Origin of the sequence: Mixta gaviniae, from assembly GCF_002953195.1 — a bacterium.
Lineage (GTDB): Bacteria > Pseudomonadota > Gammaproteobacteria > Enterobacterales > Enterobacteriaceae > Mixta > Mixta gaviniae.
This window is the reverse complement of record NZ_CP026377.1, coordinates 632,562-649,232: the sequence shown is the minus strand read 5'-3', so window position 1 is coordinate 649,232 and position 16,671 is coordinate 632,562. Positions and strand designations below refer to the sequence as shown.

15 protein-coding genes and 1 tRNA gene are annotated in these 16,671 nt (G+C 53.8%); 4 read left to right on the top strand and 12 right to left on the bottom strand.

The genetic code is table 11. The features are described 5' to 3' along the window. Window positions 1-3 precede the first annotated feature (3 nt). On the top strand, window positions 4-255 hold the full coding sequence (locus C2E15_RS03005; protein ID WP_104959056.1) for an ogr/Delta-like zinc finger family protein: 252 nt from the start codon (window positions 4-6) through the stop codon (window positions 253-255). Window positions 256-648: 393 nt separating this feature from the next. Here C2E15_RS03005 and C2E15_RS03000 read toward each other — a convergent pair whose 3' ends face one another. The 4 genes from C2E15_RS03000 to C2E15_RS02985 all read right to left on the bottom strand — a co-directional run bounded on the left by C2E15_RS03000 (window position 649) and on the right by C2E15_RS02985 (window position 4,157). Continuing rightward, a complete protein-coding gene (locus C2E15_RS03000) occupies window positions 649-1,596 on the bottom strand; it encodes a sce7725 family protein (RefSeq protein ID WP_104956069.1) in 948 nt (315 codons plus the stop codon). Between the two features lie 18 nt (window positions 1,597-1,614). Beyond that, window positions 1,615-2,463, bottom strand: a complete 849-nt coding sequence (locus C2E15_RS02995) for a sce7726 family protein (protein WP_104956068.1) — start codon at window positions 2,461-2,463, stop codon at window positions 1,615-1,617. A 192-nt stretch (window positions 2,464-2,655) separates the two neighbouring features. Beyond that, entirely contained in the window at window positions 2,656-3,909 is a 1,254-nt protein-coding gene (locus C2E15_RS02990; protein WP_104956067.1) for a tyrosine-type recombinase/integrase, read from the bottom strand. A gap of 163 nt (window positions 3,910-4,072) precedes the next feature. Beyond that, a tRNA-Leu gene (locus C2E15_RS02985) sits at window positions 4,073-4,157 on the bottom strand. A gap of 243 nt (window positions 4,158-4,400) precedes the next feature. Here C2E15_RS02985 and C2E15_RS02980 point away from each other — a divergent pair. Further along, window positions 4,401-4,922 carry a YjjA family protein gene (locus C2E15_RS02980; RefSeq protein WP_104956066.1) on the top strand — a complete coding sequence of 174 codons (522 nt, stop codon included), beginning with the start codon at window positions 4,401-4,403 and terminating at the stop codon, window positions 4,920-4,922. 78 nt (window positions 4,923-5,000) lie between these two features. On the opposite strand, the gene C2E15_RS02975 is transcribed toward C2E15_RS02980, so the two are convergent. Genes C2E15_RS02975 through C2E15_RS02960 form a run of 4 tightly spaced genes read right to left on the bottom strand, consistent with a single transcriptional unit; the run spans window position 5,001 to window position 9,735 of the window. Next, window positions 5,001-5,948 (bottom strand): fimbrial protein, encoded by a 948-nt coding sequence (locus tag C2E15_RS02975; RefSeq protein WP_104956065.1) that lies wholly within the window; start codon window positions 5,946-5,948, stop codon window positions 5,001-5,003. A 20-nt stretch (window positions 5,949-5,968) separates the two neighbouring features. Next, window positions 5,969-8,449: a fimbria/pilus outer membrane usher protein gene (locus tag C2E15_RS02970; protein WP_104956064.1), complete on the bottom strand. Its 2,481-nt coding sequence runs from the start codon at window positions 8,447-8,449 to the stop codon at window positions 5,969-5,971. Window positions 8,450-8,473: 24 nt separating this feature from the next. Next, window positions 8,474-9,160: a fimbrial biogenesis chaperone gene (locus C2E15_RS02965; protein WP_104956063.1), complete on the bottom strand. Its 687-nt coding sequence runs from the start codon at window positions 9,158-9,160 to the stop codon at window positions 8,474-8,476. A 53-nt stretch (window positions 9,161-9,213) separates the two neighbouring features. Then, window positions 9,214-9,735: a fimbrial protein gene (locus C2E15_RS02960; protein WP_104956062.1), complete on the bottom strand. Its 522-nt coding sequence runs from the start codon at window positions 9,733-9,735 to the stop codon at window positions 9,214-9,216. A gap of 579 nt (window positions 9,736-10,314) precedes the next feature. On the opposite strand from C2E15_RS02960, the gene C2E15_RS02955 reads away from it, so the two are divergent. Beyond that, the gene (locus tag C2E15_RS02955; protein ID WP_167391819.1) at window positions 10,315-10,788 is read left to right on the top strand and encodes a winged helix-turn-helix domain-containing protein; all 474 of its coding nucleotides are present in this window, start codon (window positions 10,315-10,317) and stop codon (window positions 10,786-10,788) included. Between the two features lie 83 nt (window positions 10,789-10,871). Then, complete coding sequence (locus tag C2E15_RS02950; protein WP_104956060.1) at window positions 10,872-12,155, top strand: DUF445 domain-containing protein; 1,284 nt, start codon at window positions 10,872-10,874, stop codon at window positions 12,153-12,155. 8 nt (window positions 12,156-12,163) lie between these two features. Here C2E15_RS02950 and C2E15_RS02945 read toward each other — a convergent pair whose 3' ends face one another. The 4 genes from C2E15_RS02945 to lptF form a co-directional block, all read right to left on the bottom strand. Further along, window positions 12,164-13,318: a YsnF/AvaK domain-containing protein gene (locus C2E15_RS02945; protein ID WP_218926713.1), complete on the bottom strand. Its 1,155-nt coding sequence runs from the start codon at window positions 13,316-13,318 to the stop codon at window positions 12,164-12,166. A 28-nt stretch (window positions 13,319-13,346) separates the two neighbouring features. Continuing rightward, window positions 13,347-13,754 (bottom strand): DUF2382 domain-containing protein, encoded by a 408-nt coding sequence (locus tag C2E15_RS02940; protein WP_104956059.1) that lies wholly within the window; start codon window positions 13,752-13,754, stop codon window positions 13,347-13,349. Between the two features lie 735 nt (window positions 13,755-14,489). After that, the gene (gene lptG, locus C2E15_RS02930) at window positions 14,490-15,566 is read right to left on the bottom strand and encodes an LPS export ABC transporter permease LptG (protein WP_104956057.1); all 1,077 of its coding nucleotides are present in this window, start codon (window positions 15,564-15,566) and stop codon (window positions 14,490-14,492) included. After that, complete coding sequence (lptF, locus tag C2E15_RS02925; protein ID WP_104956056.1) at window positions 15,566-16,666, bottom strand: LPS export ABC transporter permease LptF; 1,101 nt, start codon at window positions 16,664-16,666, stop codon at window positions 15,566-15,568. Before lptF ends, lptG begins: the two co-directional genes overlap by 1 nt. Window positions 16,667-16,671: the final 5 nt, after the last annotated feature.

The following is a 16,671-nucleotide window of genomic DNA, read 5'->3' as shown; positions in this document are numbered from 1 at the left end:
GAAATGATGCACTGCCCGTACTGCAAAAGCCCGGCCCATACCCGTTCAAGCCGGTATATGTCTGAACAGGTGAAGGAACGTTATCACCAGTGCACAAACCTTGACTGCTCCTGCACCTTCAAAACGAATGAGAGCATTACGAAGGTGATTACCGCGCCGCCGCAACCTGAAGCGACCCCCGCAGTCCCCCCGGAGCCGGTCAAAGGACGCCAGACTATCGGGCGCTACGGTTCATCTTTCCGCACTCTCCACTAACCACAACGGCCGCTGAAAACAGCGGCTTTTTTGTCTCCGCGTTTAGTCCTTTCAACGCCCTTTTTCTGGCCAGCCCGGTTGTAAATAGCGATGCATGCATAAGGTGCATGGATTTGCATGCAAAATGCAGCGTTCCAGATACCCTGTCAGCCCACACCCGGCGAGGCTTTGCCCGGTTCATGCAGCTGCATAAAAAACGATGCACAAAGCGGGCAGGCGAGGCGGGGGTAGCATTGCGCGCTGGAGGTTAAATAGCTCATAGCCTATAAACAGAGACAGTCGCTCTTATTATTTAATAGAGTATGCCTTCAAAGGATTCTGGGCAGAAATTCAAAAGAAATTACTATTGCTCACATAATAAAGAAGAGGCGCAGAATGCGCCTCTCAATATCATCACAAAATGTTATGCATTAATTCAAAATGATGTTTAATTGTCATCTTTTTAATATAAGCAAGATTGGTTCTCTCGCCCGGAGTGTTATAAATGGCAATTAATTCTTTACAAGCAGTAGACCAATTTAAAATATCAGGTCTTTGACTAGTGATAAATGCTTCTAATTTTTCGAGTGCTTCATCAATCAAAATAGCAACATCTTCAGCCGCCACTCTTGGATCCGACAAAAAATGATGAGCTAGAATTTGTGTTTTGTCTGTATCCTCATAAGTAACATGTATCACTGCTGTGACGGCTTGACCTCCACCTTCTACAAAATGATCGCCAACTATTGAAAAATCACCAAAACCCTGAAATCCTATCTGTCTGTAGTTCAAATATAAATCTGAGAAAAACTCAATAATATTATTAGCATATCCAGCATTTGTCTGAGTTCGATTTAATCCGTCATGTACTAACACTTTAAAGGTTTGGTTAAAGTTTGATACATAACTTGCACTACACTTACCTTCAATAAATATATTGCTTTTAAATAACCTATCAGAAAGTTCAATATTGAGGAGTTGCTGAGCATTTACATAACTGCTCTTATGTATAATAGACTTTGCTTGCTGGAGATATGCATTGAAAAAAGAAGTGACCTGTGTGGGGCTAGTAGTATCATCCACAATAAAACCAAGCTCAACTTGGGGATATAATTCGATAGCACCTTTTATTAATTCTTCTGTTAGCCTTTCATTTCCCTCTAGCTCCCCGCACTTAGGGTTAACTATCAATATCAATCTTGCATTTTCATTTTTTGCATCCCTCAAACAACTATATAAATCCCTATTATTTTCTCTAACAGGCTCAATGATAATAGCCATATTTTTCTGAACTATTTTCGGTAAACACGACCTAACAGCTAATAGTTCATATTGCTTTGCTCTCAAATAACAATAGTACATGCTGTGATTCCTTATCAATTAACATAATGTTTCTACCATGTTTTCCCTAAGTGTCATTAAGCTCTTTCTATTTAATCGCAAATTTAATAATGTAGCCAGCAGTGACTGAGGAAGAAAAAGAAAATGATCTTTTTCAAATCGCTCAAGACCTCTTGCTGTTAATTTTTTTAGCATTTCCTTATGCGCGTTTTCTATGTCCAGCTCAACAAAAACACTTCTGCACATACCTTTAATATCGGCAGCTCTTCCAGAAGCTTTAGTGCCAACTATTTCCTCATAGAGAGAAGCATACTCAGAAGGCCTTAAACAATTAAATATTTTTTCTTTGGAAAGGGATTTTATATTTGAAATAGCCATCCGTTCATAATTCAGGACATTTTTTTCATTTAAAGTTATTATCCCAGTATTATCATGTGCAACTCTTAGCGCTTGAGTTTTTTTCTTTTCAGGTACAACCATATAAACAAACTCAAAAACATCCTTATAAACAGATAGTTGGTCATCCAGCCTTTCAAAAGAATCGAGTTCTGTCTTAATCTCGTAAGCGGTGGAAGTATCATTAAAAATAGCCACGTCAGCTATACAACCATTAACCTTAAATTCATTAACATAACTAACATTACAAAATTTGTGACTTTTTCTTATTATATTTTTTGCTATTTCGTTCTTGTAAACATACTCGTTTCTATACTTCTTTTTCAGCAAGGTATACATTTCATCGTATATCTTAGATATAGACTTACCTTTTGAGTTGTACGAAGGGTAATTCTCCATGAGAATACTTCTAAACAACTCTAATCTATTCTTCTTTGCTATTTCCAATACAACATTACGACTAAATATTTTACTTATCGCTTGATAATTCATTCTATTTTATACCAAAAAATCGCTAAAAAAATTTTCCAGAAAATTACTATAAATGAGAACCTTTAGAGTAATATGATTAAGAAATTTTTTTTTGTCAAACTATAATTATAGTAGCTAAAATAGCGAGATAAGATAAATCACATTTAATATCAGTCAGTTATCTTTATCTTGTAAGCCTGCATTTCAAATTCATCATTGCCTTGCGAAATCATAGGGGGTTACAAACTCCACCTTATTTGCATCAAGAAAATCCGCCCACCATTGCACCATCAATCTGCGCTCATCCAAATGTTCAGAGGTATGAATGTAAGCAGCGCGTACATTATTACGCTCGGAGTGGCTCAACTGCCGCTCTATCGCATCATCACTCCACAATCCTGACTCACCCAGCACGCCTCGTGCCATTGTCCTGAAGCCATGCCCGCAAACTTCGGTTTTTGTGACATACCCCATAGCGCGCAGAGCATTGTTAACCGTATTTTCGCTCATGACTTTTTTAGGATCGTGATCGCCGGGAAAGAGCCTCTCGTTGTCACCGCTTAACTGCTTCAACTTTTCCAGCAGGGCTAAAATCTGATGGCTTAGCGGTACGAGATGCTCCTCTTTCATCTTCATGCCACGATGAGAGTAACGAACTCCTTCTATCTCTTTACGCTGAGCAGGAATTTTCCATAAAGCCCTTTTGAAATCGAACTCATCCCAACGGGCAAAACGCAGCTCACTGGAACGGACGAAAGTTAGTAATGAAAGCTCTACAGCAATACGGGTCATGATACGCCCACGGTATGCGGCCAGGCGCTCAAGAAATTCAGGGAAACGGCTGAAGGGTAATGCGGGGTAATGGCGAGCCTTGACGGTAGAAAGTGCCCCGGCCATATCAATAGCAGGGTTGGATTCAATGTAATCGTTCTGCAAAGCATAGCGCATTATCGCCGTAACGCGCTGCTGAAGACGCTGCGCAACATCGTGCTTACCCGTGGCATCAACTTTTTTAATCGGGGCTAACAAATGACTGGTTTTGAGCTGGCGAATATCTGACGTGCCAATATGCGGAAAGATATAAAGCTCAAGATAACGGAGAACGCGTGAACGATGGTCTTCGCTCCAGCGCTTGTTACTGGCATGCCATTCGCGAGCGACGGTTTCAAAAGTATATGCCCCTGCGTTTTCGGCCTGAGCTTCCTTCTGTTCAGCTTTTGGGTCAATCCCCTGCCCTAACAGCTTTTTAGCTTCATCACGCTTTGCTCTTGCCTGAGCAAGCGTTACGGTAGGCCAAACACCGAATGCCAAGCGATCCTCTTTTTTGTCAGAGGGGCGTCTGTATTTCATGCGCCAGTATTTGGAACCCTTGGTCGAAACCTCAAGGTACAAACCACCGCCATCGGCCATTTTATAAGTTTTGCCTTTTGGCTTTGCGGTTTCGACCTGTCTGGCGTTGAGCTTCATTTGGGGGCACATTTCTAATCGAAGTTAAGATGCCCCCAATTATGCCCCCAATAGCATCCGGATTTCAACGGACCACCTCGGACGGATCAGGACGTAAAAAAGGCTATAAACCTTGATTTTAAAGGTAAAGTTGGACTTTCTCGGATAGTCTTGGAAGAGTACTTGGTGCCGAAGGCCGGACTCGAACCGGCACGTATTTCTACGGTTGATTTTGAATCAACTGCGTCTACCGATTTCGCCACTTCGGCACTGAAGGGTATGCGGAAAACGTTGAGGATTATACCCTTACCGGCCACCTGCGCAACCTCAATCGTCCATAGCGTGCGCTAAGTGACGAAAATTTCGCCTTAGCCTACAGACTAATCTCAATCGCCTTCTCAGGCAGCGCTCTGCAGCGCTTTAGCCGGAACTCCCCTGCTCATCGGCAGTCCTAACCAGCTGATAGCGGGCGCGCTGTTGTTGGCGCGCCGGATATAAAAACGAGGTTAAAAATGAAAAAGCTTTTACAGCGCCTGACGCTGACGACAGGTATGCTCTCTTTTATGGTGACGGGAACGGCGCTGGCGGCAAGCTGGCAGGATCAGCTCAACAGCGCGGCATCGCAGCTGAGCCAGCAAAACAGCAATACCACCAGCACCACGCAGAACGGCGCGAACGCACAGAACGGCCTCTCGCTCTCCTCGCTGGCCGGCCTGCTGAACGGTGGCGATAAGGCAGTCAGCAGTAACAGCATGACTAACGCCGCCGGGGTGATGGAATACTGCGTGAAGCATAACGTGGTGGATAACAATGTCGCCAATATCAAAGATCAGGTGCTGAGCAAACTCGGCCTGCAAAACAGTACCGCCCAGGCGCAGCAGCCTGATTACCAGCAAGGTCTGATGGGTCTGCTGAATACCGGCAACGGCCAGCAGCTAAACCTGAAAAGCCTGAGCAACACCCCGCTTGGCGAGAAGGTGAAAACCAAAGCCTGCGATGTGGTGCTGAAGCAGGGCAAAAACTTTATCTCCTGATATCCCCCTTCTGCGCCCTGCTCTCTGCGGGCGCAGAACCTTTCCGGTGTTCTCATCCCGTTCGGTAAGTGGCCCGCTCTAGTTCTGCGTAATGGTAAAGGTGATGGCCGCGTGCGCCTTGCCGGGCGTGATAGAGGTGCCGATCGGCGTATAGGTCGCCAGCAGCGGGATCGTCACCTGCGGTTCGCCGTGAAGGCGATAGGGCTGCGGCGTATCGAAACGCAGCGGCGAGCCGTCGCGATGCATAATTTTTATTGCCACGCCGCTGGCGGTGCCCTCTCCGCTTTCGATCGGTACAATGCCCGGCTCTGGCGACGATGCGCCGCCGACGGTCGAGAACGCCACCTTTACCGGCAGATCGCCCTGACACACCAGCTCTACGTTAAATGAGGTCGGCGCCACGCTGCTGCTCATGCCGACAAAGGCGCTACGGTTAACGCGGCCCAGCTGCACCGTCAGGTTCGGCGATTTGGCATAGCAGCTTTTTAGCCGCACGCTGCCCGCCACCGCCTGCAGACTGATCGCGACGACCGGATCGCCGCTGGCGTCGGGCAGCGTAAAGCGCGCCACTTCGCCGCCGGGAAAGCTGCCCGGCGTGATATCGCCAGTGCGGTAAAACAGCAGCTGAATGTCGCTGCCGGAAAGCGGCGCGTTCGGGTCGGGCGTCAGCGTCTCCGCAAGCGGCACCGTTCGATCGCTGAACAGGTAATCAGAAACCTTTACCCCTACGCCCGGCACGCCGGTCTCATAAACGCCGGGCAGCGTACCGCTCGGTCGGCTCCAGCTGCCGCTCATCATCGACTGATACGGAATGCTGCCGACGCAGCGCTGGGCGGCCACGCCCGCCAGGCTGAGGGTCTGGCTGCCGATAACGCTGCCCAACGGCAGGTTCGGATCCAACAGCAGATCGGGCAGCGTGATGCGCTGCGTTCCGGGCGCCTTGATATCGCAGCCTGCGGCCCGGCTATCGGCGGGCAGTATGGCGGCCAGCATAATAATGCCCGCCGCGCCTGTTAATGTATGCATCCTGGTTCCTTTAAATGCGGTTAGCGACAAATGGCCTGCAGCTGACTGATGGACTCGCCTTCCCCTGCCGGCAGCATAAAGCTGGCCTGGCACTGGCTGTCGGGGCCGCTGCCCCAGCTCACCAGTAGCGTGCCGTGGTCAGCCAGCCCGCTGAGCCAGACTTCGCCTTCACTGCCGACGATGCTGCTGTAGTCGGATGTTTCTTCCGCCAGCCGGACCGTGGCGCCGAAGGGAACCGGCAGGCCGTTGCCGCGCGTTAGCCTGATCAGGGCGCGCTGGCCTGCGCGGCCGCTGAAATCGGCACGTACTACGGCGCCACGCGTGGGGATCACCTGGGCGCTGGTGCGGGTGAGTTCAACGCTGTTCGGCAGCGATAAGGGATCAAGCGACAGCTCATTCACCCGAAACGGCCTGACGTAAGGCACCAGGGTGTAGCCGCGCAGATCGGTGCGTACGCCGGTCTGGTTGACCAGCGATGCGCCGGCGATGCCCGGCGCTTTCACCAGCGCGACCGTCTCACCCAGCGGCTGGCTAAGGGTAATGCCGTCGCGGTGCGCCGTCAGCGCGCCGCTGAGTCCATAGCTGAGGCGGCGGCTGTGACGATCCCAGGCGTAACCCGCGTCCGCCTCACCGTAGCCGCCGCGATAGTCCAGCTCCGCGCTACCGCTGCTGCCCTGGTTGCGCGTGGCGTAGCCCTGGCGCAGGCTCCAGCTCAGGTTGTTATCCGCCAGCGTCACGCCGCTCAGCCCTAACGACTGGCTGTCGCCGCCGTGCCGGGCGCTGTTCAACTGGTAGTTTGCCCATGTCTGCCCGCCCGCGTGGCCGAGCGGCACGCTAAGCGACAGCGCCAGCACGCGATCTTCGCGCGCCGTGTGCGCCTGCTGGCGCAGCGCGTTGCGGCTGTAGCTGTAGTTGAGGCTCATACTGACGCTGCGCCAGCTGTTGTTGTAGCTAAGGCTTAGCGAACGCACCTGCCGGGCGCTCGCCCAGTAATCTTCATTGATGGCGCTCAGCGTCAGCGCACCCGCGTCGCGCCACAGGTTCTGGCTGAGGGTGAGTTCGGCTCGCTGGCGGCGCCGATCCCACGGCCAGCGCTGGCTACCGTTCTCCAGCGTCTCGCTCAGGCTGTAAAACCCCTCGGTGGCATAGCGATAGCCTGCCAGCGCCACGCTGGTGCCAGTCTCAATGACGTTTTTACCGTAGCGCAGGCGCCAGGCGTGCCCCTGCTGAGGGTGTTGATGCGCCGGTCTGGCGCGCGCCAGCGTGATATCCAGCGAGAGCGCGCCCAGAGAGCCGAAATTTTTCCCGACGCCTGCCGCCAGCGAGCGGTAGCGCGCCGCCTGCTGCAGGCCGCCGTAGAGGGTGAACCCCTGCGGCAATCCATACATCGCCGTGCCCTGCAGGAAGCGCTGGCCGTTGTCATCATCGCCATAGCCGCGATACTCGCCGCCGGTCAGGCTGTATTTGATATGGCCTTCGCGCTGCAGCAGCGGCACCGAAGCAAATGGCACCACCAGCTGCTGCTCGCTGCCGTCCGCCTCTTTAATCGCGACGTAAAGATCACCGCTGCCGCCGGTAGGATAGATATCGGCGATTTCAAAAGCGCCGGGCGCCACGTAGGCCTGGTAGATCACGTGGCCGTTCTGCCAGACGCTGACTTGCGCCTGGCTGCGGGCGATGCCGCGCACTACCGGCGCGTAGCCCTTCAGGCTGTCGGGCAGCATATCCTCATCCGATGCAAGCTGCAGGCCGCGAAAGCGGATGCTGTCATAGAGGTCGCCAGGCGCGTTGCCCTCGCCGATCGTCAGCTGCGCGCGCAGCGGCACGATCTGCCGTTGCAGGTAGCTGTAAAGGGTATCCCAGCCTGCCCGGCCGTCGCGGCTGCGCGACCAGGTGCTGTAATTACGCAGCCGCCACGCTCCCAGGTTCAGGCCGGGCCGCAGGCTGAGAAACTGGTTATCGCTGCCGCTGCGGTGCGCCTGCCGCGCCTCGCTCTGCGCGCCGCTAAAGCGGTAGTTCACCAGCAGCGCATTGATACCCTGATCCCAGCGCGTCGGCGCGACCGCCTCGCGCGCGCCATGGCTCAGCGCCGCCTGCGGCACGCTCAGCAGCAGCCGCTGCGCGCTGACCTCCAGATGCGCGTCGGCATCAGGGATCTGCGTCAAATCAGCGCAGCCATCCGCCTGCTCAAGCCGCGGGTAGCGCGCCACATTAACGCCGTAGCGTGCCAGCGTCGCCGCGCTCAGACAGGGCTGCAGCCGCCCGGCCCGCAGAAAAAAGGCGACGTCGCGCGTCTCCTGAATCTGCTGGTTTAGCGCCACTTCCACCCGATAGCGGCCCGGCGGCTGCGGCACACGCTCAAACGCGGAGAGATCGACCGCGCCGCCTGCCGCTGCCTGCTGCTCCAGCAGTGCCGGATTAAAATGCAGCCCGCTGCCCGCTGCCGGCGAAAGAGCGGCGAACGTCAGCAAGAATAAAAGGCGAATCCTTACGCCTGTCATAGGTTGTCCTTTCCGAATCGCGTGTCAGTTTTTAAGCGAGGATGAATAGCTGGCCTGAAAGGTCTCCGTCAGCGCGCCGTAATCATTAATCAGCCGCCAGCGTACCGTACCGGCCGCGACCGGCTGCGGCAGGGAGTAATGTTTTACGGCAAAAGGCGCCACCCATTGCGGATCGGCCAGCGGATGGCCGTTAATCTCGATCGAATGAAAGTGCATATAAAACGCGGTGGGATTGGTGACCTGCAATTTTCCCTGCTGCCAGCGCCACTGCAGTTTTTGCATCTGTTCGGGCGAAAAGCCGTTTTTTAGCGCCGCCGGTCGGTAGATCAGTTTGATCTGGGTTTTAATGGCGATCTGCAGGGCGTTATCCATATCGGGCGTGGAGGGGATCGATTTAACGTTCGCCCAGAACAAGCTTTCCCGATCGCCGGGCAAGGCGCCGCCGGTATGGATGATGCGCAGGATGTTTTTCTGTTTGCCGTCGAGGCGGAAAAGCGGCGGCGAGAAGATAAAGGGTGCTTTACGGTGATCCTCCGTCTCCGCCCAGGACTGGATCAGCCACGGCGAGGCGTCGGGGTTGGTGACGTTAAGCGTGGTCTCTTTCGCGGCGCCGTTAAAAATAATGCGCGTGCCGCCGACGATAACCCCGGCCGACGCCGTGCCGTTTAGCAGCGGTGCCAGGAGCAGAAAGGCAAAAATCCGTTTAGTCATTGCCGCAGTTCCAAAAGGCAATGGGCCAGGGCCGCGGCCCATTGCCGCGCTGGTTAGTTATAGTTAACGGTAAAGGTCGCTACGGCATTAGCCGGGCCGGCGGTCACGCTACCGGCCATGGCGATATAGCTGGCGTAGAATCTCATGATGTTATCTTCGCCTTCCTTTAACTGGTAAGGGTTAGAGGCGGTAAACAGCGGCAGCGCCGCCATATCCTTATCGTAGAGCTGAATGCCGACGCCGGTCGCCACGCCGGCACCCGGGTTCAGCGCCAGCACGTTTTGGTCGCCCTCATAGGTGGGGCCATCAAATTTTACACTCGCGTTCACCGCCGGGCAGTTGGTCATAACCAACGCGAACTGGGTCGTGGAGGCGATAGACCCGGTGCCGGTAAAGCTGCTTTTATTCACCGATCCCATCGGCACCACCAGGCTGTTGCTGCCGTTCCCCAGCGAGATGATGCAGGTATTATCAATAATCTCGCCGTTGAAATTAACGGTGCCGTCGTACGCCAGCGCCGAGGCGGAAGAAAATAGCAGCGCCATAGCGAGTGCGGCTTGGTTAAAACGTTTCATATATATCCTTATAGGCTAGTGTAATCGTGGTAAGTCTCAATATCGTAGAGGGCATCATTGCTCTCCTTTTATTCCCTGGCGGAAGAAAGCGCGCCGATAAATGACGCTGAAAAATAACTCACAGGAAACGCCATACTGACAAACAGAGGGACACGGTAATTACTCAGGGGAATTAACCCGTAACGCAGGGCATAACTGCGTTACGCAGGAATAAACTCTGATCCTCGCCTGTTCTCTCTGTTGTGAGTAAAATGACAACAAACGCTAACAAGCGAAAGTGAAAAATGAAAACTGAAAACTTCAGAAGAAACAAATAAAACTTCATAATAATAAAGAAAAGATGCTAACCACCGCTGGCAACACATTGTTAAATATGATTAAAATCAATAAATTAAAAGCAAAATAATACATAATTAAAAATTACAGCACAGCGAAGGGGTTATAAATAAGATTATGTATCTTTTTGAAGGCGTCTATTTTTCGGCAGCGTTTGAATGGATAAAGTCATTATGCTAGCGTGAGCCGCTATTGACCCGTTGTATGTTGTTGCTTATGGACTATAGCGCCGAGGGATTGATCATGTTCTACTGTATTAATAATAACGTTATCTTCGATCCGATAAATCATACATTAACCTCCAGTAAATTCTACCCGGAAAAGGATACGAAGATTAATCAGCCCGCCAGCCGCTGTCTGGCGTTACTGATTGAGCGTAAGGGAGATATTATTACGCAGGATGATTTTATGAATGAAGTCTGGCGAAAACACGGTATGGAAGTGACGGTTAATACGCTTTATCAAAACATCTCTATTTTGCGTAAAACATTAAAGCGTGCCGGCATCGTTGAAAATATCATTATTACCGTGCCGAAAAAGGGCATTATGCTTTCTGCGCGGGTAGAGGAAGGCGAGGAAAAAGCATTGATGCTGCCGGCCACCGATCTCGTCGCGGCCGGCAGGCCGCCGCGTAAACGCGGCGGCCTGCGGCTGCTGATTGTGCTGTGGGCGGCGTTGCTTGCCGTGCTGCTGACGCTGTGGCTCGCCTTTGCCTGAGGCCTGGGCGCGGCGGCGGCAAACCCATGGCCGCAGGGTGAAAGCCACACGATTTTCTTAACGCGCTACGCTATGCTGGTAGCATGGAGAAAATAAACGAACTGAAGCGAGCTAAGCGCTTGGCGCTTTCACTGCTGCTGATTGCCGCAGCAACCTTTCTTATCACGCTGTTTTTGCCGCCCGGGCTCTGGGTGAGCGGCGTAAAAGCCGTCGCGGAGGCCGCCATGGTGGGGGCGCTGGCCGACTGGTTTGCCGTCGTCGCCCTGTTCCGCCGCGTGCCGGTGCCCTTTATCTCCCGTCATACTGCCATTATTCCGCGCAATAAAGATCGCATTGGCGAGAATCTCGGCCGTTTTGTACAGGAGAAATTTTTAGGCACCGAATCGCTGCTGGCGCTGATCCGCCGTCACGATCCCGCGCAGCTGATCGGCAACTGGCTGAGCGCACCGGACAATGCGCAGCGGGTAGGACAACATCTGCTGCAGCTGATGCGCGGCTTTCTCGACCTGACCGATGACACGCGCATTCAGGGCTTTATCCGCCGCGCGGTGCATAAGGCGATCGATAAGGTCGATTTAACCCAGTCCAGCGCCCTGCTGCTGGAGAGCCTGACCAAAAATAATCGTCATCAGGCACTGCTTGATGCGGCGATTGAACAGCTGCTGCGTCTGCTTAATAAGGAAAGTACGCGGGAGTTTATCGCCCTGCAGATCGTGCGCTGGCTGAAGCGCGAACATCCTATCAAGGCCAAAGTGCTGCCGACCGAATGGCTGGGCGAGCATAGCGCCGAGCTGGTCTCCAGCGCGGTAAACTCGCTGCTGGACGATGTCAGCCAGGATCAGGGCCATGAGCTGCGTCTCGGCTTTAACCGCGCCGTGGAAAAACTGATTACCCGTCTGAAAACCGATCCTGATATGGCGGAGCGCGCAGAGACCATTAAAGGCTACCTGAAAGAGGATGAGGCGCTGAACCGCTATATCGGCGAGCTGTGGGGCGATCTGCGCGGCTGGCTGAAGGCCGATCTGAACGCGGAAGATTCACGCGTCGGCCAGCGCGTTACCGAAGCAGGCCTGTGGCTTGGCGAAACCCTGGTAAATGACGCTGCGCTGCGCGCATCGCTGAATCAGCATATGGAGCAGGCGGCACAGTCGGTGGCGCCGGAATTTGCCGCCTTTCTTACTCGTCATATCAGCGATACGGTAAAAAGCTGGGACGCGCGTGAGATGTCGCAACAGATTGAGCTGAATATCGGTAAGGATTTGCAGTTTATACGAATTAACGGCACGCTGGTGGGGGGCTGTATCGGGCTGCTGCTGTGGGGGATAACGCAGCTGCCCGCGCTGTGGCAATGGCTCAGCGCGGGCTAGGGGCGAGATTACTTCTTAACGCCGGTCAGCGGATCTTTATCAAGGTCGCTGCCGGTGAGGCGGTCTTTTTCCAGGCCGGTGGTGCCGGTGACGCCAGTAGCGCCCGTCACGCCGGTGGTGCCCGCCGTGGTGCCGGTGGTAGAGCCTACGCCGGTCAGGCGATCTTTCTCAAGGCCGGTTGCGCCGGTCTGCTCGACTTCCACTTCCTGACGACGCACGGTATCTTTCACCGTTTCCACACGCTCAGAGGTTTCGTTACGTACGCCAACCTCTTCTTTAATGCGCGCGGTTTTGCTTACTGTCGGCACTTCGTGAGACTCTTCCACTTCAATGGTTTTTTCAGACCAGTCGACATCGCTCAGGTAAGCCGGCTCGTCAACCGCAGTGCGGAATACGTCAGCATGCTGTTCAAACAGCGAGACATCTTCAGCCACTTCATCTTCCACGGTGTAACGACGCAGACGTACCACGCCATCGCTTACCTGACGCTTGCCAATATCTACCTGCTCTTCCGCCAGCTTCAGCGCATCGCGCTCTTCGCTGCCGGTCAGGGCCGCGCCGGTCACGCCTGCTGCGGTAGTGCCGGTAACGCCGGTGGTTGAAGTGCCCGTGACGCCGGTCGTCGTATTATCTTTGCCGCTCAGCAGATCGGTTGCGCCGGTTTTGCCCGCGGTGGATTTACCGCTGGTGTGATCCAGCGTGCCCGGTACGCCGGAGGTCGGATCGCTGTCGCCGGTAACGCCGTTAGCGCCGGCGTTGAAGCCCGCAGAGGTGGTGCGGCCGGAAACATCATCAGTTTCGCCAAGGAATTCGCGGTTGCTGGTCGACGTGCCACGGTTATAAGAGGCGGTATAGTCGGTGGAGTATTGATCCAGCAGGGTTTCAATACGGTCAGCATCTTCTTTGCGGGCACGAACGGTCAGCAGCACGCCGCCACCCTGAATCGCTTTGTTGTACTCCGTTGCGTAGTCGTCATCAACGTCATCGCCAAACAGGCGCTGCCAGAAGCTGGGGTGACGGATCTCTTTACCTTCTACGCGTAATCTTTCACCTGAAATAATATCAATATGATTTTCCGCGATACCTTCGGCAATCAGTTTCTCTTTAGCGACTTCCGCCTGCTGTACCTGATTAAAAGCAGTTACGATTTTTTCATGTGCCATAATAGTCTCCTCGTGCTTAGGTTTACGGTTAATTATCTTCCTTGCTGATCTCTATCTCCTGGCTACGTAATGTGACCTTTTGCTGAAAAGGCTCGTTCTTTTTCAGCTTATGAATATGAACTTCTTCCTTTAATATATGGCGCCGAATAATTTCTACCTGCTCTTCAATTACCGGCACAATTAACACATCGCCTTCCTGACGCACCTGCGGGAAATAACCTTCCTCAAGCGTTTCATTTTTTTCGACATGTGTTATCTCTACCTCTTCATGCCAGAGTTCCGTCTCCAGCAGCTTCTCAGCCGTGGTGGTAGAGCGATGAATACGGACGCGACGGTCAACCACGCGTGTGGTGCTGACCTCCGCCTGCTCTTCTGCCAACGGAATGACATCCTGCTGTTCCGCTTGCTGTTGCTGCGGCGCAATTTTCTTATCCATTACCTTTCCTCCGCAAATAGCGCCGTGTCAGAATTTGCCTTCGTTATCTGGTTGATTACCGATAACTTACCGTAATAGTTATAAAGCATAGACCAAACGGCGGATTATGAAATAATCGGCCGGCGCAAATTGTTAAGAAATATAAATCGCACTGACAATGAATGATTAAATGGCCCTGCTAATAGTCGATTCTATTCATATTGAATTCATTTCAGGATTTATCTGACAACGAACAGAAACAGGCGCGATAATAACTGCTTCTAAAGAATAGGGATTTAATAAGCGTAACGGCAGCAGTGAACGAAGCGCGCACATTTACCGTTGTCCTGCCAGGGCCAGAGGCGATTAGCCAGGCGAAGCGGAGCGTGCCGGGAGCGGTGCATAAGAGAAGCAAAGCGTAAGGCAACAGAAGTAAAGCTTGGGGAAGTGCAGCAAAGCGTAAGGCAACAAAAGTAAAGCATGGGGCAAGTGCAGCAAAGCGTAAGGCAACAGAAGTAAAGCTTGGGGAAGTGCAGCAAAGCGTAAGGCAACAGGCGTGGGCAAGTGCAGTAAAGCGCGGCAGAAGAGAGGCGAAGCGGAACAGCAGCATAAACTGGCGGGGAACGCGGGCTATAAGAAGCGGTGCCTGCATAAGGGGAACGCAACCAGGGAAAAACGCGGAAGGCAGAGGGAAGAGAAAACCTGGAAAGCAGGGAGAGAAAAACCGGCGCGGCAGCAACGTACCGCGCCGGAGAATTACCGACGCTTCATCAGCATCCAGACGCTGATGGCGAAGAAGGCCGCGCTGGGAAGAACGGCGCCCATCACCGGCGGCAGGCCATACACCAGGCTGAGCGGGCCGAAGATCTGATCCAGCACGTAGAACAGAAAGCCGAAGCTGATACCGGTGACTACGCGCACGCCCATCGAGACGCTGCGCAGCGGACCGAAGATAAAGGAGAGCGCCATCAGCATCATTACCGCCACCGATAACGGCTGGAAGATTTTACTCCACATATTGAGGCGATAGCGCCCCGATTCCTGACCGCTCTGCTTCAGGTATTTGGAGTAGTTATAGAGGCCGCGAATCGACAACGCATCGGGATCGAGCGCGACCACGCCGAGCTTATCCGGCGTCAGGTTGGTTTTCCATTCGCCGTTGAGGCTCTGCTTGCCGCCGATCTGCTTCGGATTGCTGAGATCCGATTCATCCACCTGCCCCAGCTTCCAGCGACGCGTCTCTTTATCCCAGGTGGCGGTGGCGGCGTAGCGCACGCTCTTCAGACGACGCTCGTCGCTGAAGTTGTAGATGCTGACGCCGTCGAGCTGGTTATCGCCTTTGATGCGTTCGATATAGATGAAGTTATTACCATCTTTCGCCCACAGGCCGGACTGGGTAGAGAGCAGCGAACCGCCAAGCAGCTGCTGCGCGCGGAAGTTGCGCGCCATCTGCTCGCCCTGCGGCGCGACGAACTCGCCGATCGCCATGGTCAGCAGCACCAGCGGAATGGCGGTTTTCATAACCGATAGCGCAATCTGCAGGCGGGTAAAGCCGGATGCCTGCATCACCACCAGCTCGCTGCGCTGCGCCAGCGTGCCCAGCCCCAGCAGCGCGCCAAGCAGCGCCGCCATCGGGAAGAAGATTTCGATATCTTTCGGCACGCTCAGCAGGGTGTAATAGCCAGCATCCAGTGCGGTATAAGCGCCCTGCCCGGTTTTACGCAGCTGATCGACAAACTTGATAATGCCGGAGAGCGAAACCAGCATAAACAGCGTCAGCATGATGGTGTTAAAGATGGTTTTACCGATATAGCGGTCGAGAACGCCAAACATCAGACTGAGCCTCCACGCGTAAAGCGGGCGCGCAGGCGCCGCATCGGCACCGTATCCCACAGGTTCAGCATCACCGCCAGCGCCAGATAGCTCAGGTTCACCACCCACATCCAGATCGCCGGATCAAGCCGCCCTTTCGAGGCGTTCGATTTCAGCGAGCTTTGCAGCAGGAAGAAGATGAGATAAAGCAGCATCGCCGGCAGCATCGACAGCACGCGGCCCTGGCGCGGGTTGACCACGCTCAACGGCACTACCATCAGCGCCATCACCAGCACCGAGAAGATCAGCGTCAGACGCCAGTGCAGCTCGGAACGGAACTCTGGTGACGGGTTGCCGAACAGATTAACGAACTCCGCCTGCTCCGCGTCGTCAGGATCCAGCGTCGCGGTTTTATAGCCGACAATCGCCTGATAGTTGGTGAAGTCGGTAATGCGGAAGTCGCGCAGCAGCGCGGTGCCTTCAAAACGTGTGCCTTTATCCAGCGTCACCACCTGCGAGCCGTCCGGGCGCTGCTCCATATGGCCGCTGTCCGCCATCACGACCGACGGACGCGCATTGCCTTTCGGGCGCAGCTGGGCGAGGAAGACGTGGCCGAACTGATTGCCCTTCACATCTTCAATAAAGAGTACGCTGTTGCCGTCGCTCGACTGCTGGAACTGCCCGGCCGCCAGCGCCGCAGCGCCAGGGTTGGCCTTGGCGTTCTGCGTCACTTCGCTTTGATAGCGCGATGACCAGGGACTGAGCCAGACCACGTTGACCGCCGCCACCGCCGCCGTCAGCAGCATCAGGAACATCGCCGCCTTGACCAGCACCGCCTTACTCAGGCCGCAGGCGTGCATCACCGTAATTTCACTTTCGGTGTAGAGCCGCCCCAGCGTCATCAAAATGGCCAGAAACAGGCTGAGCGGCAGGATAAGCTGTGCCATTTCCGGCACGCCGAGCCCTAACAGGGTGAGAACTAAGTTTGTCGGGATCTCGCCATCAACAGCAGCGCCCAGGATCCTGACTAGCTTCTGACAGAAGAAGATCAACAGCAGGATAAAGAGTATTGCCAGCTGGCTTTTGAGCGTTTCCCGAACCAGATATCTAATGATAATCACGCTTC

Coding starts and splice junctions, on each gene's coding strand:
- C2E15_RS03005 (WP_104959056.1), top strand. CDS start 4: ATGATGCACTGCCCGTACTGCAAAAGCCCGGCCCATACCCGTTCAAGC.
- C2E15_RS03000 (WP_104956069.1), bottom strand. CDS start 1,596: ATGTACTATTGTTATTTGAGAGCAAAGCAATATGAACTATTAGCTGTT.
- C2E15_RS02995 (WP_104956068.1), bottom strand. CDS start 2,463: ATGAATTATCAAGCGATAAGTAAAATATTTAGTCGTAATGTTGTATTG.
- C2E15_RS02990 (WP_104956067.1), bottom strand. CDS start 3,909: ATGAAGCTCAACGCCAGACAGGTCGAAACCGCAAAGCCAAAAGGCAAA.
- C2E15_RS02980 (WP_104956066.1), top strand. CDS start 4,401: ATGAAAAAGCTTTTACAGCGCCTGACGCTGACGACAGGTATGCTCTCT.
- C2E15_RS02975 (WP_104956065.1), bottom strand. CDS start 5,948: ATGCATACATTAACAGGCGCGGCGGGCATTATTATGCTGGCCGCCATA.
- C2E15_RS02970 (WP_104956064.1), bottom strand. CDS start 8,449: ATGACAGGCGTAAGGATTCGCCTTTTATTCTTGCTGACGTTCGCCGCT.
- C2E15_RS02965 (WP_104956063.1), bottom strand. CDS start 9,160: ATGACTAAACGGATTTTTGCCTTTCTGCTCCTGGCACCGCTGCTAAAC.
- C2E15_RS02960 (WP_104956062.1), bottom strand. CDS start 9,735: ATGAAACGTTTTAACCAAGCCGCACTCGCTATGGCGCTGCTATTTTCT.
- C2E15_RS02955 (WP_167391819.1), top strand. CDS start 10,315: ATGTTCTACTGTATTAATAATAACGTTATCTTCGATCCGATAAATCAT.
- C2E15_RS02950 (WP_104956060.1), top strand. CDS start 10,872: ATGGAGAAAATAAACGAACTGAAGCGAGCTAAGCGCTTGGCGCTTTCA.
- C2E15_RS02945 (WP_218926713.1), bottom strand. CDS start 13,318: ATGGCACATGAAAAAATCGTAACTGCTTTTAATCAGGTACAGCAGGCG.
- C2E15_RS02940 (WP_104956059.1), bottom strand. CDS start 13,754: ATGGATAAGAAAATTGCGCCGCAGCAACAGCAAGCGGAACAGCAGGAT.
- lptG (WP_104956057.1), bottom strand. CDS start 15,566: ATGTTTGGCGTTCTCGACCGCTATATCGGTAAAACCATCTTTAACACC.